The organism is Zobellella maritima (assembly GCF_003075035.1).
Lineage (GTDB): Bacteria > Pseudomonadota > Gammaproteobacteria > Enterobacterales > Aeromonadaceae > Oceanimonas > Oceanimonas maritima.
Genome location: NZ_QCZE01000001.1, coordinates 2,212,607 through 2,232,852 on the forward strand (window position 1 = coordinate 2,212,607; position 20,246 = coordinate 2,232,852).

Below are 20,246 nucleotides of genomic sequence, written 5' to 3' on the forward strand. Positions count from 1 at the left end.
TCAGTGCTGCACCGCCGAAGAGAACAGGTTAATCACCGCCGTGCCTGCCAGGATCAGGCCAATGCCCAGGATGGCGAAACCGTCCAGCTGCTGGCCGTGCCACAGCCAGCTGATCAGGGCGACCAGCACGATACCGGCGCCGCACCAGATAGCATAGGCAATGCCGATGGGCACCGTCTTCACCGTAATCGACAGCAGCAGGAAGGCCGCACCGTAACCCAGCAAGACAAGGGCCGTGGCCAACGGCTGGGTAAACTGCTGGGTCTTCGGCAACATGGAGGTGGCAATCACCTCGCAGACAATGGCGATCACCAGCGCCGTCATCGGCGGAATTGCGGCTAACATGTGCACCATGGCTACGCTCCCATCAAACACAGACTCATCAGCCCGCCAGCTTACCCTTTCATGGTAAAGATGCCATGAATTTCATCTCGAAATGCCAAGAAAAGTACTGTCGCTGCATAGGGTAGATGGCCCTTGTACCGCCTCCCGGCTCCGGGAGAAAACGTACCTTGAGCAAGAGGACAGATTCGCTGTCCCTGTCCGTTTTACCACTTAACAATGTTAAATGATTGATGGGTCGCAACAAGCGCATTGATCCATGCCAATCGTTAGGGTAAAAAGCAGACACATCATCCTCATTAAGATATTTCAATGGCTCTGGACACCTGGCTTATCTATCTGGCCGCCATGATCGGCCTGTCCCTCACCCCTGGTCCCAACACCTTGTTGGCACTGACCCACGGCGCCCTCTATGGCCGGCGCAAGACGCTGTTTACCGTGGCCGGAGGAGCCCTCGGCTTTACCCTCGTCATTGCCTTGTCGCTGTTCGGGATAGGAGCCTTGCTGCAGGCCTCGGCAACACTGTTTACGGCCCTGAAAATCATCGGTGGCGCCTATCTTGTCTGGCTCGGTATCCAGCTCTGGCGAGCCCCCGCCCCCACCGCCGGACAGAACGACCCGGGCGGCCATCGCAGCGGCTATTCCCTGTTTCGCCAGGGCCTGTTGTCGGCGCTGACCAACCCCAAGGCGGTGCTGTTTTTCGCCGCCTTCCTGCCACAATTCATCGATCCCGAGCGCGAGCTGGTGATCCAGTTTATGGTGATGGCGGCCACCTTCGCGCTGACCGAGTTTGTCACCGAGCTACTGATTGCCAGCTTTGCCCAACGCACCCGCGCTTGGCTGGCCCGCAGCGGACGGCGCTTCAACCGCACCTGCGCCGGCTTGTTCATGCTGCTCGGCGGCTGGCTGCCGCTGGCCCGCTGAAGATGAGTTGGGCCCGCCGATATCTGGAGCAAACAGCAATTATGCCTCATTCATTAAACGAGCAGTCGATATCCCCGGCTTGGAGGGTCGGCTTATCGAGTCCAGACCTCTGTCTCGACATGGTGTGGTATGTGAATCAGTTATTTAAGATCGAGATGCCGGCCTTTGCTCCCAGGAAAAGTTGGTATTGGCCAACGAAAGTCCGTAAACCGTACCGACCAGAATCAGCACTGGCTAATATATAAGTAAAGCTGCTCATCCGATGTAACATAATTAATATCACGGCGTCAGCTGCCAGCTTATATCGCGCCCCCTCACTCACTTACAATAAACAAATCATTGACATCGAAAATAAAAAACTTAAGCACGGATTATTTCTATTGAATAGCTTTACCTCCCCCGCCTGTTTATAGTCATTCCCAGTCTGACAAATATAGCTTTAAGTATAACAGGCTGATATGTCGGGCTTTGTGCACCAATATTGACGACCCGCCAGATCCCATTAACCATACATTTACTGGACTTGTATAGCTGCTCCGAATGGTAGACCCCTAAATAACTATTCCTCATTATCAGGCTCGAACGCAGACTTGCCATAAACCCTATATGGGGGCTAGCTTGCTCGCCGTGACAAGGTGTTTCCCCCCGACCGAAGTTCCGGTGAATGTAGGCAGTGTCTTGAAACATCGAGTGTCATATCTTCACTGCGTGCCTGGGTGCGGCACCCGGTTTATTTGGCTGCATTTTACCAGAAACTTGATCTCTAACCGGGGCTCGACAAGCGGTCTCTCTCGTCCACCATGACGGCTCGCCGGCCATGACCTGTGACAATTTTTATTTTGATGATATAGGCGTATAGATAGCCGCATGTAGGACTTCGCACTTTGAAATGATCAGGTCGTAATTGAGAATGAGATTTTTAATAGACAAACAAATTTTGCTTTTTTTGATGATATCCTCAATAGATATCATCGCCCCCTCTCGATACATTCCAGTCACTCATCAATAGAGTCTTATATGTCACTTGATGATAACGATTTGTTAATGAACAATGCATTCACTGTAAAGCACAGGGAAGGCCAGCTGTTCTGCTTTAACCAACTGATACACATGCCGCACCATGTCGAGGCAAGTGTCAGGTGCCAGTAAGCAGCCCCTCCGCGGCAAGGGTGGGGTTACTGCGACCTGTATGCCGACTTGGCCTCTGTGGCATATTTGGGAACTGTTATTTAAATAAAGCGATTCACGGCAGCGCTTAAAAAGACGTGAATCATAATTGGTTCTGACATATTAAGCATCCTGCTTATCAGCCGGATAAGTATTGACTGTTTTATTTTACCTCTTGGCATAAATAGATTATTTTCGAGGAAAGAACAATGGAAAACATCGCTGAGCTGTTACGTCAATATCGCCATGGGCAGGGATTGCCGGCTGAGTTCTATACCTCAAAAGAAATATTCAAATTCGATATCGAGCAAGTATTCAAAAAGACCTGGATTTATGTCGGAGTGGTATCCGAATTCAAGAAGAAAGGCGAATTCAGGGTAGTCCAGGTGGATAACAACTCCATCATTTTGGTGCGGGATCAACAGGGCGAGATCCGCGCCTTCCATAACTCCTGCCGCCACAGAGGCGCCCAGATCTGTACCACTGAAAAAGGCAATGTGCCCAACCTGGTCTGCCCCTACCACCAGTGGACATATAACCTGAACGGCGATTTAATCTACGCCGGACGCATGGGCGAGTCCTTCTCCTGCAAGGGCAATGGCCTCAAGCCCGTCGCCATCGAGTCGATCGCCGGCCTGCTGTTTATCAACCTGTCCGAAGATCCCTCCTATACCGACATCGAGAAGATGAAGGCGGATCTGGCTCCCTATATCGGCTTCTATCAGCTCGATAAGCTCAAGGTCGCCAAGGAAATCGACATTATCGAAAAGGCTAACTGGAAGCTGGTGGTGGAAAATAACCGGGAGTGCTACCACTGCAACGCCAACCACCCCGAGCTGCTGAAAAGCTGGCCGCCGTTCGGCGCCGGTTTCGGCTGGCCGGACGATCCCCGTGAAGCCGCCGCCGTCGCCGAAAAAATCGACGAGGCCTATGCGGTCAAGCGCCCCCAGTGGGATAGTATGGGCATGACCCACGAGCCGCTGGATCTGACCGAAGATCGCTGGTATCGCGCCATGATGATGATCCTGGAACACGGCGCCCTGTCACAGACCATGAACGGCGAGCTGGCCTGCCAGAAGCTACTGCCCGGCTTCAGCAAACCGGATAACAGCGACCTGTCCATGTGGACCCATTACAACTCCTGGCACCACTTCATGTGTGATCATGTGGTCACCACCATGGCCATTCCCATTTCGGAAGACGAAACCCTGGTACGTACCCGCTGGCTGGTGCATGAAGACGCCCGGGAAGGGGTCGATTATGACCTGGATAACCTGACTCATGTGTGGGTCAAGACCAATGATCAGGACAGGTGGCTGGCGGAAATCAACCACGCCGGCATTCGTTCCGACGCCTACCAGCCGGGACAGTATTCGGAAGAAACCGAGGGCCTGGTGATGAATTTCATCGGCTGGTACATCAAGCAGTTGCAATCAGGAATTTAACGGAATCGGGTTTTCATCGTCTTAGTCGCGTATTTTTCAGGCAGGAAAAACATGTTCGAAACCAAGAATAGCTATCTCAATGATGTTGCCCGGGATCAGTCGCTCAGAAACCCGGTCACGGAAGACGTGCACAAGGCGGCCAGGGCCTATCGCCTGCGACGGGTCCGGGAGCAGCTGGTCAAAAATGACTGTGCAGCCGTGCTGCTCTATGACCCTGTCAATATCAGATATGCCACCGATGCATCCAATATGCAGATCTGGACTGCCCACAATGCTTCCCGTTACGCCATGGTCTTTGCCGATGGCCCGGTGATCATCTGGGAATTCCACAACTGCGAGCACCTTTGCGAACACCTGGAAACCGTGGATGAAGTGCGCCTGGCCATCAACTGGGCCTACTTCGGTGCCGGCCCCCGGGTATCGGAAAAGGCGAAAGTATGGGCGGCGGAGATCGCCGATCTGCTCCGCCAGCACGGGGGGGGCAACATGCGCCTGGCGGTCGACAAGATGGAGCCGGAAGGCGTGCCCTGCCTCAATGCCCTGGGTGTCCAGCTGCAGCAGGGACAGCCCCTGCTGGAACAGGCTCGCGCCGTAAAATCGGCGGAAGAGCTTGAGCTGATGAAATGGACCATCACCGTCTGCGAACACGGCATACAGCGCATGTCCGACGAACTTCGCCCGGGCATGACCGAACAGGAGCTGTGGGCCTACCTGCATTTCGAGAACATCCGCCATGGCGGCGAGTGGATCGAAACCCGTCTGCTGGCCTCCGGTCCGCGCACCAATCCCTGGATGCAGGAATGCAGCAACCGGGTCATGAACGAAGGGGAGATCATCGCTTTCGATACCGACATGATAGGTCCCTACGGCTATTGCGCCGATATCTCCCGTGCCTGGACTGTGGGGCATGTGCGCCCCACTGACGAGCAGCGGCGCCTCTACAGCGCCGCCTATCAGCAGATACACCACAACATGGATATATTGAGAGCCGGTATGAGTATCAAGGAATTTGTCGACAAGAGCTGGCCTATTCCCGACGAGTTCTACAAGAACCGTTATTGCTGCGTGGCCCATGGTATCGGCATGGCGGATGAATACCCGGCCATCGCCCATGCGGGCGCTGACTGGGAAAAGGCCGGCTATGACGGCATCCTCGAAGAAAACATGACGATCTGCATCGAAAGCTGTATCGCCGTCGAAGGCGGAAAAGAGGGCATCAAACTGGAGGAACAGGTACTGATCACCAAAAACGGATGTGTGCCGCTTTCCAGCTACCGTTGGGAAGAAGGCTGGCTCATCTAAACCATCGGGCCGTGGGTGATATGACCCACGGCCTTTGTCATTTACCACTCAACATCAGTTAAGGCAGCTATAGGTTCTACATCAATTTACCAAGGATGATTCACATTAATTGATACTAATGTGGACAAGGAGAAAAAATGCTTAAGGAAAACATAGCAAACAGTCCCGTTGAACAGGAAGTCAACATCCCCACCTCCAAACAGGGATTCTACAAGGGCCTGAACCCTACAATTACCATTATCAGCAAGGCCATCATCGTCTTGCTGGTATTGTTTGCCATCGTGATGCCGGACAAGGCGGCAACAACACTGGGGGCAATCAATACCGCACTCCTTTCGATGTTCAATTCCTATTATATTATCTCGGTCAGCCTGTTCCTTATTTTCTGTCTTTTCATGGCCCTTAGTCCACTGGGTAAAATAAAGTTGGGACAGGATCAGGAACGGCCGGAATTCTCCAACTTCTCCTGGTTTGCCATGATGTTCGGCGCCGGCATGGGCATAGGGCTGATGTTCTACTCCATCGGTGAACCCATGTATCACTTTGCCGGCAATCCGGAAGTGATCAAGGGCGCGGTCAGTGCCAAGACTGCCGAGACGGTGGAATCGTCCATGCGCTTCACTTTCCTGCACTGGGGGCTGCATGCCTGGGGCATCTATGTGTCTGTCGGCCTGGCCATGGCCTATTTCGCCTATCGCCAGAACCTGCCGCTGACCATTCGCTCCGCCCTGACCCCGTTGTTTGGCGAGCGCCTGAACGGCTCGCTGGGCCATACCATCGATATCATTGCGGTGGTGGCAACCGTGCTGGGGATTTCCACCACCGTCGGTACCGGTGTCTTGCAGCTGGTTTCCGGTTTCGAAAGCGTCTCCGGAGCAGCCTGGCTGCTGAACGACGAAGGCCAACCGACCGGCTCGGCCATGGCACTCGCCCTGCTGCTGGTGATGGGCCTGTCGACCCTGTCGGCCATGACTGGCGTCGGCAGGGGCGTCAAATGGCTGAGTAATATCAACCTGACATTGTCCTTTATCCTGCTGGCAGTGTTTATCCTGTTCGGCTCCACCGCCTTTGCTTTCTCAACCTATATCAGCAGTCTGACCGATTATCTGATCGCGCTGCCGGCAATGAGCTTTACCATATGGGATACCACATCGGAACTGGGCGCCTGGCAAACCGGCTGGACGATACTGTACTGGGCTTGGTGGATCGCCTTTGCTCCTTTCGTCGGGCTATTCCTGGCGCGTATATCCAGGGGCCGGACCATACGGGAATTCGTCATGGGCGCCATGATTATCCCGACCCTGATGTGTTTCCTGTGGTTCGCCCTGCTGGGCGGTACCGCCCTGGATCTGGAACTAAACGGTAGTGCCAACGGCAGTATAGTGGGCGCAGCCATCGAATCACAGATGTTCGTTACCCTGCAGCAACTGCTGCCGGCCGAGGCGGCCACGCTCATGTCGCTGATGGTGATCCTGCTGATCCTGACCTACCTGGTCACCTCAGCGGACTCCGGCGTGCTGGTGCTGAATACCATCATGGCGGGGGGTAACGATCAGCCGGGCGTCAGCCACCGCGTGGTGTGGGGAGCTATCCTGACCCTGGTGGTGGGCTCACTGATGTTTGCCGGGGGGCAGGGCGCCATTCAGAAGGCGATGATTATTGGCTCACTGCCCTTCTCGGTGATCATGGTGCTGATGTGTGTCGGTACCCTCAAGTCCGCCTTTGTCAGAAGAAAAGCCGCCAAAATTCAGGGCGAGGCAGCGTAATACGAGGCGGGATGAATCCCGCCCTTTCCAACCCCCAAATATGTCCCGAAACCGTGCATGATGCCGCAGCCCTCAACAGCCGGCTATCACATGCACTGACTACATGGTTCGGGACACCCCTAATCCAGCACCAACAGATCCTATCGGAGAGAGAAGTGACAACTATCCAGCGTAAGGAAAGCAGCCCGCGCATGAGCCAGGCGGTAGCGGTAAATAATTTTGTGTTCCTGTCGGGACAGGTCGCCGACAAGCTGCAGGGCGATATCCGACAGCAAACCACAGAGGTACTGGCAAAAATTGAGAGATTATTAGCCGCGTCCAATTCCGACAAATCGCGGTTAATCAGCGTCAATGTCTGGCTAAGCGACATCAGCCATTTCGATGAAATGAACGCGGTCTATGAAGCCTGGCTGGGCAATACTCACCAGCCCACCCGGGCCTGCGTTCAGGCGGCACTGGCCGACCCCGGCTACCTGATAGAGGTACAGGCCGTGGCGCTGGCAACGCCACAGGGTTGAGTCGTATTTCCCAGAAATCAGAGGGTCCGACAGGCGGGCCCTCTCATATAGGCGATGACCCTGTAACGGGCTCAGTCAAGCTGCACATCGGTATTGTTGACGATGGCATCCAGCCGGGTTGCATCGATCTGGGCATCATTCATCAGCCAGTCACGAAAGGTGCAGGCCGACGCCGACAAGGGTTTTGCCGTGCTGTAAACCAGGTAATCGGCCCTGCCGGTTTCCACATAAAAATCTCCGGCTATCTTGATAAAGCGATTTTCCAGCATGTCCTTGAGCATGAACTCCCAGCCCAGGGTGATGCCCATGCCCTGCAGGGCGGCATTGATCGCCAGAGGGACCTGGTTGAATACCAGTGCATTACAGGGAACATGGTACTGAATGCCGAAGTAACGGAACCAGTCGCCCCAATTCAGCCAGCGCCATTTCAAGGGGTCAAAATGAACAATGCGATTGTTCAGTAAGTCTTCGGGGGTACTTATCTCGGACAGCGGCATATCATGGGCACAGATGGGATATATGCGTTCGCGAAAAAGGTAATGCCCGGTCAGGTTTGTCTGCCACTGGTCATAACCATAGAGGATGCCCAGATCCGACTTGCGACAATGCTCTTCATTGATCTCGTCGGTGGCATAGATATTGACGTTGATATCCGGGTATTCCATGTTGAAGCGGGCAATACGGGGAAACAGCCAGTAATTGGCCACCGCAACCGTCGATACGATGGTGACATTCTTGCTGTAGACATGGGAACGGATCCGGTTACAGCTGTCCGCCAGCTGTCCCAGCATCATTTTCACCTCGGTAAATAACTCCTGGCCATCATCGGTCAGCATCACCTGCCGGCGCTCCCGGTAAAACACCTCTACCCCTAAGTATTCCTCCAGCAGCTTGATCTGCTTGCTGACCGCACTCTGGGTCACGCACAGCTCGTCGGCGGCACGGGTAAAACTGCCGTGTCTGGCCGCGGCCTCGAAAAAGGTCAGGGTCTGCAGCGGCGGCAACTGCTTAAACAAGGGTTTCATTATGCCGACTCCATGTCATTTAAGTCATTCCTTTTCATCATACTTGCAGGTGGCCCAGTCTCATTTAAAAAAATGCAGGAGTCAAAGACCCTTCAGTTAATTATCGCGGAATGAACACCCGCATTTTGACATTCCTTACCGGAATCAATTGGTGCTAATTCATCCATTGTAAAGTTTTCGTCAGAATTTAGTATCGGTTCCATCACCTATTCGGGAGCCAGACCATGAAAAAGATACAGCGCCTTCCTGCCATCGATGGTGAGCTGGGGTGGTATGAAACATCATTGTTAACCGGGCGCACCGGGGGAACCCGGCTGAAGGGCAAGCACCAATTCGATGTGCTTGTCATCGGTGCCGGCTTCAGCGGACTCTCTACCGCCGGCCGCCTCGCCGAACTCTGGCCCGACAGTCGCATCGCCCTGGTTGATGCCCTGCGTGTCGGCCAGGGAACGTCGGGCAGGAATGCCGGTTTTATTATCGACCTGCCCCATAACCTGGATGCCAATGCCGATCCCGAAGTGGACAAAAAGGTCTACCAACTCAACCGCTTTGCCATCAAGCGTCTGGACAATATCCGCCGGCAAAACGGCATAGATTGCGCCTGGCAGAAAGCCGGCAAATACTTTGCCGCCCATGAAGCCGACAACCTGCGCCATATCAACAGCTTTACCCGAACCCTGAATGGACTGAATACAGCCTATGAGGTGATCGAAGGCAATGCCCTGCAGCAGCGGCTGGGCACCGGGTATTACCGCAAGGCGGTGTATACGCCGGACAACATACTGATGAACCCGGCGGCCCTGGCCCAGGGGGTGGCGCTGGCGCTGCCGGACAATGTGACCCTGTTTGAAAACAGCCCGGTCACCGGCATCGAATATGGCAACCCGCACCGGGCCCGCTTCCTGGGGGGCGAGATAGAAGCCAAAACCCTGGTGCTCAGTACCAATTCATTCGGCGAGGAGTTCGGCCTGTTTCAGCAGCGGCTGGCGCCGGTGTTTACCTACGCCAGCCTGACCCGGCCCATGAGCGAGTCCCTGGCCGGACGCCTCTTCCCGGACATCGCCCCCTGGGGCCTGACCTCGGCGCATCCGGCCGGCACCACGGTACGCCTGACCCCGGACCGGCGTATCTTTATCCGCAACAGCTTCAGCTTCGAGACTTCGCTACGCACCGACCCGCAGAAGCTGGAGCGGGCCTGGCAGCAGCACAGGGCTTCATTCTCCGCCCGCTTCCCGGAACTGGCTGGGCTAGAGTTCGAATATACCTGGGGCGGCATGCTGTGCATGACCCTCAACCACCAGTCGGTATTCCAAAAAGCGGCGGACAGCCTGTATGCGCTCAGCGGCATGAACGGGGTCGGGGTCGCCAAGGGCACCTACCTGGGTTACTACCTGGCCGAGTGGATTGCCGGCCGCGACAGCGACCAACTCGATTTCATCCGCAGGAACAATCAGCCCAGCTGGGTGCCGCCCGAACCGCTGCGCTCCGTGGGTGCCCGCATCCGCCTGCATTACGAGTCCGGCAAGGCCGCCGGCGAAATATGAGGTACTCACAACAATACGGGGACATTTCCGGCGCCGGTATCGCCGGTTAAACAAGCAGGACATAACGTATAAGGGCGGCCCAAGCCGCCCTTATACGTATCTCTCGGTCGTATTTACTTCAGGTTGAAGTAGAACACGATCAGCAGGGCAATGGGCGAGAGGTAACGCACCACCGGATACCACACCCGGTGCCAGCTGCCCAGCTCGGCGGCGGAGTGGGCCGGCTTCATTTTCCAGCCCACGAACAGGGCGGTCAGCAGGGCGCCAAGCGGCATCATGATATTGGCGGTCAGGTAATCGTAAAGATCGAACAGCGTCTTGCCCTCGAAACGCTCGAACATACCAAGCGGGGTAAAACCGGCCCATTCGTTCAACGACAGCACTGTGGTAATGCCCACCAACCAGGCCACCAGGCCGCCGCCCACCGCCGCTTTCACCCGGCTGACGCCCTTTTCGTTCAGGTAGCTGACCAGGGACTCCAGCATGGAAATGGACGAACTCCAGGCCGCAAACAGCAGCAGCACGAAGAACAGGGTGGCAAAGAAACTGCTACCGGGCATCTGGCCAAAGGCCACCGGCAGGGTGACGAAAATCAGCCCCGGACCCGCGCCCGGCTCAAGGCCATTGGCAAACACGATGGGAAAGATGGCCAGCCCCGCCAGCAAGGCCACGCCGGTGTCCATGAACGCCACCACCACAGAGGTGCGGGCGATGGACACATCCTTTTTCAGATAGGCGCCGTAAGCCATCATGGCGCCACTGGCCAGGCTAAGGGTGAAGAAGGCATGGCCCAGGGCCACCAGTACCGCTTCGGCGGTCAACGCGGAAAAATCGGGACGGAACAGGAAGCCGATCGCCTCACCGAAATGGCCGGTGGTCATGGCATAGCCCACCAGGATCAGCAGCAGCACAAACAGCGCCGGCATCAACTTGGTGACGGCCCGCTCCAGGCCGTGCCGTACGCCACCGGCGGACACCAGCACCGTCAGCCCCATAAATACCGAATGCCACAGCAGCAGCTGGCCCGGTGAAGCCAGCAAGCCGCCGAACAGGGCACCGGACTCCTCCGCCGCTATGCCGCTAAACTCACCGCCGACCGCCGCCAGGATATAGGGCATGGTCCAGCCAGCGATCACGCTGTAAAACGACAGGATAATAAAGGCGGTCAGGGTGGCCATGATGCCGACCCCGGCCCAGCCCCTGGAGCGCCCCTCGCTGCCGGCTACCATCGCCATGGTGCCAATCGGGCTCTTGCCGCCGCGACGGCCCAGCATCACCTCGGCGACCATGATCGGCAGGCCGATCACGGCGATACAGGCCAGATACACCAACACAAAGGCGCCGCCGCCGTTCTCGCCCGTGATATAGGGAAACTTCCAGATATTGCCCAGACCCACCGCCGAGCCGACCGCCGCCATGATAAAGGCGAAACGGCTGGACCACTGGGCCGGATTGCCCGCCCGCTGATTATTCTCCGCCACGGAAATTGCTACTCCTGTCACTGGCCAAAAAATATCAGCCATCCCTCGCACCAGGTGTAAAGGATAGCTGACAGTATGTCCTGCTAGTTTGCCATTAATGGGTAAAATAAAAAATGGCAACCACTGGAAAAATCAGATTTATGCTGGTTGCATCACCCAATTTTATCCGGGGTCGCCCTGCTTAAGCACACCCCGGCGGATCTGATCTTCTTCAATGGACTCGAAAAGCGCCTGAAAGTTACCCTCCCCAAAGCCCTCGTTGCCCTTGCGCTGGATGATCTCGAAGAAGATGGGTCCAATCACGGTGTCGGTGAAGATCTGCAGCAACACCCCCTGGCCCTGGGTCGGCGCACCGTCCATCAGGATGCGATTTTTACGCAGCCGGGGCAGATCCTCCCCGTGGCCGGGCAGCCGGGCATCAAGCTTTTCGTAATAGGTATCCGGCGTGCTCATAAAGCTCATGCCGCCGGCCCGCAGGGTTTCCACCGTACGGTAGATATCATCGGTACCCAGGGCGATATGCTGGATACCCTCACCCCGGTATTGCTGCAGGAACTCGGCTATCTGGCTCTTTTCGTCGGCGGACTCGTTGATCGGAATACGGATCTTGCCGCAAGGGCTGGTCATGGCGCGGGATCTCAGGCCGGTGAGCTTGCCTTCGATATCGAAGTAGCGAATCTCCCGAAAATTGAAATGTTTTTCATAGAAGCCGGCCCAGAGATCCATATGCCCCATTTCCACATTATGGGTCAAGTGATCGATATAGGTCAGGCCCACCCCTTTCGGGCACGGCTCCGCACCGGGGATGGGACGAAAATCGACGTCATAGATACTCTGTTCGCCGTAACGGTCGACCAGGTAGATAAGCGAACCGCCGATGCCTTCGATGGCCGGGATCTGCAGCTCCATGGGGCCGGCACCCGAAGCCACGACCTTGGCCCCCCCGGCCGCAAGCCGCTTGATGGCATCGGCCGCATCCCTGACCCGGAACGCCATGGCGTTGGCGCAAGGACCATGCACCCGGGCAAACCGCTCGGCCTGGCTGTCAGGTTCGGCATTGAGGATAAAGTTGATATCGCCCTGGCGATACAGGGTCACCTGCTTGCTCCTGTGCCTGGCAATAGCCATAAAGCCCAGTCGTTCAAACAGTTGCGCAAGCTGTTCCGGCTGGTTGGAGGCATATTCCACGAACTCGAAGCCGTCCGTGCCCATGGGGTTTTCCCATATAGACGCTTTTGCCGGAGTATGGAGATTACTCATCATCATTATTCTCCTTCATAGCCAAAATCATCTATCTGCGTGCTGCATCACAACACAGCAGCAGCACAACGCGTAAACGAATAATTTGTTTGCAACTTGCTACACATAAGTTTAGCTTTTTGCACGTATGTTGCGTATGAGTGTGATTTATCGTGAAAAACTCGCAGGAAGTAGAACTGGATCGCCAGGATGCCCGGCTGCTGCAGGCACTGCAGGAAAATGGCCGACTCAGCAACGTGGAACTGTCCGAACTGGTGCATCTGTCGCCGTCCCAGTGTCAGCGGCGACGACAAAAGCTGGAAGAGCTGGGGGTTGTGCAGAAATATGTCGCCCACCTGGACCCGGAAAAAATCGGCCTGCATGTGACCGCGCTGATCAACATCACCCTGGATCGGCACGGCGAGCGTATTGCCGAAGAATTTCGCCATACCATAGTGCACTATCCCCAGGTGCTGGAATGCTGGAGTGTGACCGGGGATGCGGACTATGTGCTGAAGGTGGTGGCCACCGATCTGAAGAGCCTGTCGGACTTCATGATGTACCAGCTGCTGAACCTGAAGATGGTGTCCAATATCCGTTCCAATATCCTGCTGGACCAGCTTAAATGCACTACTGTGCTGCCGGTGGAGCTCTGAGCCGGCCCGGCAGCACCATGACTTCCCGATGGCTTAGTCCACCAGTTCCCGCAGGGTATCTTCAAAGGCAGTGGCGGCGATACGGGTTTGCTTGCTGCTGGTGTTATGTACCCGCTGCAGGGCGTCGCCGATGCGCCGGGAGACATCTTCAAAGATAGCCTCATCGGTAATATCGCCGTCCGTCTGCATCAGGAAGGCAAAGGCACGGGCCATGCCACAGTTGGCGATAAAGTCGGGGATCACGCTCAGCCGTTCATCCGCATTCTGATATACAGGACCGTAGAAGATTTCCTGATCCTGAAAAGGCACATTGGCGCCGCATGAAATCAGCTCGACCCCTCCTTCAATCAGGGCATCCAGATGCGCCTGGCTGACCAGGCGAGAGGCGGCGCACGGCAGGAAGATATCGGCCTGCAGCCGCCACAGGGCGTCCTGGGCCTGCTCGAAACTGACCACCTCGGACCCGACCAGCTTGTTGCCCTGTTTGTCCAGGTACAGGCGCTTGAGCTGCTCGAAGCCGAGACCCTGCTGGCAGATCACCCCGCCGGAGGCGTCGATGATACCGACCACGCTGGCACCTTCCCGGGCCAGGTAATAGGCCGCCGTCGCCCCCACATTGCCAAAGCCCTGCACTATCACCCGCTTGCCGGCCAGTTCGCCCCCATAGATACCGTAATAATGGCGTACCGACTCGGCCAGCCCCCAGCCGGTGATCAAATCGGCCACCTTGTACTTGCGCTCGGGCTCGGGTGTGTAGCGGCCGTCTTCCACTATTTTGGCCACCCCCAGGCGCAGCTGCCCCAGCTTCTGGATCTGCTCGCTCACCCCCGGATGATAATGGCCGTTGACCACCCCCTCCTGGGGATGCCAGAGGCCATAGCGCTCGGTGAGCGGTACCACATCCTTCACTTCACAGACATTGAGATCGCCGCCGGTGCCGTAATAGGCCTTGAGCAGGGGCGCCACCGCCTTGAACCAGCGATCCAGCACCCCGTCCCGGCGCGGATCCCGGGGATCGAAGTCAATACCCGACTTGGCGCCGCCGATGGCCGGACCGGATACCGCAAATTTCACTTCCATGGTCTTCGCCAGAGATTCCACTTCGTGGCGATCCAGGCCCTTGCGCATACGCGTGCCACCACCGGCTGCACCGCCGCGCAGCGAGTTGATCACCACCCAGCCTTTGGCTTCGGTTTCACTGTCGTGCCATTCAAAGACGATTTCCGGTTTTTTCTGTTCAAACTGCTTCAACAAGGTTTTCATCACGGACCTCAAAAATAGGCAAAGAAAAGGCGGGGCCGCCGAGGGACGGCCCGAAAAGTCATTAACAACAGGGGAGTGGCTCCGATGCTTGTCAGTCAGTTGTAGACGGGATGAATTGGCTTTCCACCGACCCGCCGTGAAGATATAACACTGGCTGTTTCGGCCTGCTGCGAACATTCACGGGATGTTCGGTCAGGCTGACCCCCTTTATCACGGCGAGCAGACTCGTTCCCTGGGGCTCGACTGCACCCTCAATGGGGCAGAAGATCGGTTGACCGCCAACCGGCCCCGTTAACTGAACGACACTGGAGATCAGCTCAGGTTGAAATAGAACACTATCAGTACCGCGATGGGTGAAAGATAGCGCACCACCGGGAACCAGACGGCGTGCCAGCGCCCCAGCTCGGCGGCCGAATGCGCCGGCTTCATCTTCCAGCCGACAAACAGGGCGGTCAGCAGGGCACCGAGCGGCATCATGATGTTCGCGGTCAGATAGTCATAGATATCGAACAGTGTCTTACCCTCGAACTGCGCCCACCTGTCCAGCGGGGTCACGTCCGACCACAGGTTAAGCGACAGTACGGTAGTAATGCCCACCAACCAGGCGGCAATCCCGCCGCCCACCGCAGCCTTGACCCGGTTCACGCCTTTTTCGTTCAGGTAGCTGACCAGTGACTCCAGCATGGATATCGACGAAGTCCAGGCCGCAAACAACAGCAGTACGAAGAACAGGGTGGCAAAGAAGCTGCCGCCCGGCATCTGCCCGAAGGCCACCGGCAAGGTGACGAAGATTAGCCCCGGTCCTGCCCCCGGCTCCAGGCCATGAGCGAAGACGATGGGGAAAATCGCCAGTCCCGCCAGCAGCGCCACCCCTGTATCCATAACCGCCACCGTCACCGAGGTGCGAGCGATGGAAATGTCTTTTTTCAGGTAGGCGCCGTAGGCCATCATGGCACCACTGGCCAGGCTCAGAGTGAAAAAGGCATGACCGAGTGCAACCAGGATGGATTCGGCGGTCAGGCTGGAGAAATCGGGCTTGAATAGGAAACCGACCGCCTCGCCGAAGTGACCTGTGGTCATGGCATAGCCCACCAGGATCAGCAACAGCACGAACAGCGCCGGCATCAGCCAGGTGACCGCCCGTTCCAAACCGTGACGTACGCCGCCGGCGGACACCAGCACCGTCAGCCCCATAAACACCGTATGCCACAACAGCAGCTGGCCCGGTGAGGCCAGCAGGCCGCCAAACATGGCCCCGGATTCCTCGGCGGCAATGGCTTCAAACCCACCGCTGAACGCCTCGACTATGTAGGGCATGGTCCAACCGGCAATCACACTGTAAAAAGACAGGATTAAAAATGCCGCCAGGGTCGCCATAACGCCGATACCGGCCCAGCCGCGGCTGCGGCCTTCGTAATCGGCCACCGCCGCCATGGCACCGATCGGGCTCTTGCCACCCCGCCGTCCCAGCATCACCTCGGACATCATGATCGGCAGACCAATAATGGCGATACAGGCCAGGTACACCAGTACGAAGGCGCCGCCGCCGTTCTCGCCTGTGATATAGGGAAACTTCCAGATATTGCCGAGTCCCACCGCCGACCCCACTGCCGCCATAATAAAGGCAAACCGGCCGGACCATAATGCGGGGCTGGCCCCGGCTTGTGCTTTACCCTGAACATTCGTTGCTACCACAGACACAGCTTATCCTCCTTTTCGCTGTACCAGGACAGGAGCCGCCACCCCGGATAGAAATTCCGGAGTCGGTCGATCTCCTGTCCGCTAAATAACCGTTCCTAATCGTGCTACAGAAGTCAGGACAGAACGCCAACACGCCATCCATCCATGGGGCTCCGCTGCGCCATCCCTGGCGCAGAGGGTCTGCTTATCTGCTGCTGACTTCTGCCCGACATGCGGCGGTATTAAAATCTCTTATTTAATTGGCCCCTGTTTCAAGCATGAAACAGGGGCTGTGTTCAAAATAAGAACTTATTCGGCCTTGAGCACGCCGCGGAGGATCTGATCCTCTTCGATAGACTCGAAAAGCGCCTGGAAGTTACCCTCGCCGAAACCCTCGTTACCCTTGCGCTGGATAATTTCGAAGAAGATGGGTCCGATCACCGTATCGGTGAAGATCTGCAGCAGCAGTCCCTGGCCCTGGGTCGGCGCACCGTCCATCAGGATATGGTTATGTCGCAGACGGGCTACATCCTCGCCGTGGCCGGGCAACCGGGTATCGAGCTTGTCGTAATAGGTGTCGGGGGTGGTCATAAAGCTCATGTCGCCGGCCCGCAGGGTTTCCACCGCGCGGTAGATATCCCGGGTGCCCAGGGCGATATGCTGGATACCCTCCCCCTTGTATTGCTGCAGGAATTCTTCGATCTGGCTCTTTTCATCGGCGGATTCGTTGATCGGGATACGGATCTTGCCGCAAGGGCTGGTCATGGCCCGGGATCTCAGGCCGGTGAGCTTGCCTTCGATATCGAAGTAGCGAATTTCCCGGAAGTTGAAATGTTTTTCATAGAAACCGGACCAGAGGTCCATGTTGCCCATGGCCACATTGTGGGTCAGGTGATCGATATAGGTCAGGCCCACTCCCTGGGGATGCTGATCCACGCCGGGGATAGGGCGGAAGTCCACGTCATAGATGCTCTGCTCGCCGTAGCGATCAACCAAGTAGATAAGCGAGCCGCCAATGCCCTCGATGGCCGGAATATGCAGTTCCATGGGTCCGGCGCCCGATTCCACCACCGTGGCTCCGTTAGCCGCCAGCCGCTTGATGGCACCCGCCGCATCCTTGACCCGGAACGCCATGGCATTGGCACAGGGACCATGGGCACCGGCAAACCGGTGGGCCTGGCTGTTCGGCTCGGCATTGAGGATAAAGTTGACGTCGCCCTGGCGATACAGGGTGACATCCTTGCTCCTGTGTTTGGCGATGGCCACAAAGCCCATGCGTTCAAACAATTGCGCCAACTGTTCCGGCTGGTTGGAGGCGTATTCCACGAACTCGAATCCGTCCGTTCCCAAGGGGTTATCCCATATAGCAGTTTTTGTCTGAACCGGGGTATCTGTCATCATCATTATTCTCCGTAATAGCAAAAGGCATCCATCTGTGTGCCAATTCACAAGACAGAAACAGCATAAAGCATGGAGAACAGCATTTGTTTGCAACTTGTTGCCAAAAAATGAATTGTTTTGCGCAGTTGTTGCATTGCGATGAGGTATATCGCGAGAAACACGCAGTAAACGAAGCGGCTGTATCTGACTGCCCGATTATCAGCGGTATGGGGGGAAGAGGTTATGGTCACATTCCGGAATGACCGGAGCGCTTTCAGGCCGGAGCAGGGCATTGCAGAAATAAAAGTATTGGGAGCGGCGGCGACAGCAGTCAGGACAGGACGCTGGCTTGCCATTGATTATCTGTGGGCTGCTCTGCGTCACCTGACCGCCATGAATGACGGACATGCCGGCATAGCAGGAGCATTGCCGCCCACTGACGCAGAGAAGTTGTCTGTCAGATCCTGACTGCCGCCCCATGCAGTCAGGACCAGCTGTTTAACTGATAGATAATGGGTAATGACAGGCCACCTGCTGGGTGGCGCTGATATCCACTACCGCCGGGGTCGCCTGTTTGCACTTATCGGTAGCAAGGGCACACCGGGGATGAAAGGCACAGCCGGAAGGCGGCGAGATGGGGTTGGGCACCTCGCCGGTGACCGGGGTCCGCTCCTTGTGGATGACATCCATGCTGGGAATGGCGTCCATCAGCATGCGGGTGTAGGGGTGGCGGGGCCGGTTGAATACTTCCTCTACCGTGCCCACCTCCACCAGCCGACCCAGATACATGATGCCGACCCGATCGGAGAAGTGGGACACCACCGACATATCATGGCTTATAAACAGGTAGGTCAGCCCCAGCTCGTCCTGCAGATCCTTCATCAGGTTGAGCACCTGAGCCTGTACCGAGACATCCAGCGCCGAGGTCGGCTCATCGCAGATCAGAAACTCGGGCTCGCCGGCCAGGGCCCGGGCGATGGAGATGCGCTGACGCTGGCCACCCGAAAATTCGTGGGGAAACTTGTCCATATCCGATGCCGCCAACCCCACCTGCTCCAGCAACTGGCCGACCCGCCTGCGGCCCTCTTCCCGGCTGCTGATCATGCCAAACAGCACCAGCGGCTCGGCGATGATGCGATCCACCTTCCAGCGCGGATTGAGACTGGCGAACGGATCCTGGAAGATCATCTGACAACGGCGGCGGATGTACTGGCGCTGCTCGCGGCTGGCCCCGGCCAGCATGGTGCCCTGATAGCTGATATCGCCGTCGGTGGGCTGGTACAGACCCGACAGCAACCGAGCCACCGTCGACTTGCCACAGCCGGACTCGCCCACCAGACTGAAGGTCTCGCCCCGGCGGATGCTGAAGTCGATACCACGTACCGCATGTACATAGGTTTTTTCAGCCCGGTTCAACAGCCGGTGCATCAGCGGCCTGGAGATATCGAACTTGATATGCAGGTTACGTACCTCAAGCAGGCTTCTTTCTTCGATCATCTCGCTCATTACACCAGCTCCTCTTGCATGACTTTCAGACAGGCAACCCGGGAGTTACCGACCGTTTCCAGTACCGGCTCATGTTGCCGACATTCGCCGCTGCTGTTCGGGCAACGCGGGTTAAAGGCGCACCCCTGGGGGATGGCGTTGAGCCGAGGCATGGATCCGGGGATCTGGGACAGGCGGGGCTCGCGTACCCCGATACGCGGGATCGAGCCCATCAGCCCGATCGTATAGGGATGGCTCGGCGACTTGAGTACCGCCTCGACCGGGCCTATTTCCACCAGCCGCCCCGCATACATCACCGCCACCCGATCGCAGATCTCGGCGATCACCCCCATATCATGGGTCACCAGCATCACAGAGGCATCATGCTGCTTGCACAGCCGGCGCAGCAGCTGCAATACCTGGGCCTGTACCGATACATCCAGCGCCGTGGTCGGTTCGTCGGCGATAATGACCTTGGGTTCGACACAGAGTGCCAGGGCGATCACAATGCGCTGACGCATGCCGCCGGAAAACTGATGGGGATACTGATCGATACGCTGCTCGGCCGCCGGTATGCCCACTTCCTTCATCAGCGCAAGCGCCTTCTGGCGAGCCTGCTCGTGTGACAGCGGCAAATGGGTCTGAATGGTTTCGATAAGCTGTTTGCCGACCGTCAGTACCGGGTTCAGGCTGGTCAGCGGATCCTGGAAGATGGCGCCGATCTCCTTGCCACGCAGCAGGCGGCGCTGATCTTCGTCCAGGTTGTCGATGCGTTCGCCATAGAGGCGGATCTCGCCGCTGGCAATGTGTCCCGGCGCTTCCAGCAATCCGGTGATCGCCGAGCCGGTCAACGACTTGCCGGCACCCGACTCACCCACCACGCCGAGGATCTCGCCCTTGCGCATCTCGAACGACACATGCTGTATCGCCTTCAGGTTACCCTTGCGGTGGGAGAACTCGATGCACAGATCATCGACTTCCAGTATTACCTCACCGCGGTTGTTGCTCACATTTTCCATTGTCTTGCTC

The 20,246-nt window shown here is 56.9% G+C and carries 17 protein-coding genes; 7 read left to right on the forward strand and 10 right to left on the reverse strand.

Annotation, left to right across the window (positions count from 1 at the left end):
• Entirely contained in the window at positions 1-354 is a 354-nt protein-coding gene (locus DCS96_RS10195; protein ID WP_116474159.1) for a DMT family transporter, read from the reverse strand.
• A 300-nt stretch (positions 355-654) separates the two neighbouring features.
• Between DCS96_RS10195 and DCS96_RS10200 the strand changes: the two genes are divergently transcribed.
• From DCS96_RS10200 to DCS96_RS10220, 5 genes are all read left to right on the forward strand, one after another.
• Complete coding sequence (locus DCS96_RS10200; protein WP_116474160.1) at positions 655-1,266, forward strand: LysE family translocator; 612 nt, start codon at positions 655-657, stop codon at positions 1,264-1,266.
• Between the two features lie 1,376 nt (positions 1,267-2,642).
• Positions 2,643-3,878 carry an aromatic ring-hydroxylating oxygenase subunit alpha gene (locus DCS96_RS10205; protein WP_116474161.1) on the forward strand — a complete coding sequence of 412 codons (1,236 nt, stop codon included), beginning with the start codon at positions 2,643-2,645 and terminating at the stop codon, positions 3,876-3,878.
• A 51-nt stretch (positions 3,879-3,929) separates the two neighbouring features.
• Complete coding sequence (locus tag DCS96_RS10210; protein ID WP_116474162.1) at positions 3,930-5,180, forward strand: M24 family metallopeptidase; 1,251 nt, start codon at positions 3,930-3,932, stop codon at positions 5,178-5,180.
• Between the two features lie 137 nt (positions 5,181-5,317).
• The gene (locus DCS96_RS10215; RefSeq protein WP_116474163.1) at positions 5,318-6,946 is read left to right on the forward strand and encodes a BCCT family transporter; all 1,629 of its coding nucleotides are present in this window, start codon (positions 5,318-5,320) and stop codon (positions 6,944-6,946) included.
• Positions 6,947-7,101: 155 nt separating this feature from the next.
• Positions 7,102-7,464, forward strand: a complete 363-nt coding sequence (locus DCS96_RS10220; RefSeq protein WP_198649993.1) for a RidA family protein — start codon at positions 7,102-7,104, stop codon at positions 7,462-7,464.
• Between the two features lie 71 nt (positions 7,465-7,535).
• Here DCS96_RS10220 and DCS96_RS10225 read toward each other — a convergent pair whose 3' ends face one another.
• Complete coding sequence (locus DCS96_RS10225) at positions 7,536-8,489, reverse strand: LysR substrate-binding domain-containing protein (protein WP_116474165.1); 954 nt, start codon at positions 8,487-8,489, stop codon at positions 7,536-7,538.
• Positions 8,490-8,713: 224 nt separating this feature from the next.
• Between DCS96_RS10225 and DCS96_RS10230 the strand changes: the two genes are divergently transcribed.
• Positions 8,714-10,033, forward strand: coding sequence for an NAD(P)/FAD-dependent oxidoreductase (locus DCS96_RS10230; protein ID WP_116474166.1), 1,320 nt, complete (start codon positions 8,714-8,716; stop codon positions 10,031-10,033).
• Positions 10,034-10,146: 113 nt separating this feature from the next.
• On the opposite strand, the gene DCS96_RS10235 is transcribed toward DCS96_RS10230, so the two are convergent.
• Positions 10,147-11,451, reverse strand: coding sequence for a sodium-dependent transporter (locus DCS96_RS10235; RefSeq protein WP_456300736.1), 1,305 nt, complete (start codon positions 11,449-11,451; stop codon positions 10,147-10,149).
• 225 nt (positions 11,452-11,676) lie between these two features.
• Positions 11,677-12,777, reverse strand: a complete 1,101-nt coding sequence (gene hppD, locus DCS96_RS10240) for a 4-hydroxyphenylpyruvate dioxygenase (RefSeq protein WP_232818220.1) — start codon at positions 12,775-12,777, stop codon at positions 11,677-11,679.
• Between the two features lie 149 nt (positions 12,778-12,926).
• Here hppD (DCS96_RS10240) and DCS96_RS10245 point away from each other — a divergent pair, with 149 nt between their 5' ends.
• On the forward strand, positions 12,927-13,409 hold the full coding sequence (locus DCS96_RS10245) for an Lrp/AsnC family transcriptional regulator (protein WP_116474168.1): 483 nt from the start codon (positions 12,927-12,929) through the stop codon (positions 13,407-13,409).
• Positions 13,410-13,442: 33 nt separating this feature from the next.
• Here the strand turns inward: DCS96_RS10245 and DCS96_RS10250 are convergent, their stop codons facing one another.
• The 6 genes from DCS96_RS10250 to DCS96_RS10275 form a co-directional block, all read right to left on the reverse strand.
• The gene (locus DCS96_RS10250) at positions 13,443-14,672 is read right to left on the reverse strand and encodes a Glu/Leu/Phe/Val dehydrogenase dimerization domain-containing protein (RefSeq protein ID WP_116474169.1); all 1,230 of its coding nucleotides are present in this window, start codon (positions 14,670-14,672) and stop codon (positions 13,443-13,445) included.
• Positions 14,673-14,984: 312 nt separating this feature from the next.
• The gene (locus tag DCS96_RS10255) at positions 14,985-16,373 is read right to left on the reverse strand and encodes a sodium-dependent transporter (protein WP_116474170.1); all 1,389 of its coding nucleotides are present in this window, start codon (positions 16,371-16,373) and stop codon (positions 14,985-14,987) included.
• Between the two features lie 288 nt (positions 16,374-16,661).
• Positions 16,662-17,753, reverse strand: coding sequence for a 4-hydroxyphenylpyruvate dioxygenase (gene hppD, locus DCS96_RS10260; protein ID WP_198649994.1), 1,092 nt, complete (start codon positions 17,751-17,753; stop codon positions 16,662-16,664).
• Between the two features lie 44 nt (positions 17,754-17,797).
• Positions 17,798-18,088, reverse strand: a complete 291-nt coding sequence (locus DCS96_RS18585; protein WP_157953618.1) for a hypothetical protein — start codon at positions 18,086-18,088, stop codon at positions 17,798-17,800.
• Positions 18,089-18,230: 142 nt separating this feature from the next.
• Positions 18,231-19,238: an ABC transporter ATP-binding protein gene (locus DCS96_RS10270; RefSeq protein WP_116474173.1), complete on the reverse strand. Its 1,008-nt coding sequence runs from the start codon at positions 19,236-19,238 to the stop codon at positions 18,231-18,233.
• The gene (locus DCS96_RS10275; protein ID WP_116474174.1) at positions 19,238-20,236 is read right to left on the reverse strand and encodes an ABC transporter ATP-binding protein; all 999 of its coding nucleotides are present in this window, start codon (positions 20,234-20,236) and stop codon (positions 19,238-19,240) included. Before DCS96_RS10275 ends, DCS96_RS10270 begins: the two co-directional genes overlap by 1 nt.
• Positions 20,237-20,246: the final 10 nt, after the last annotated feature.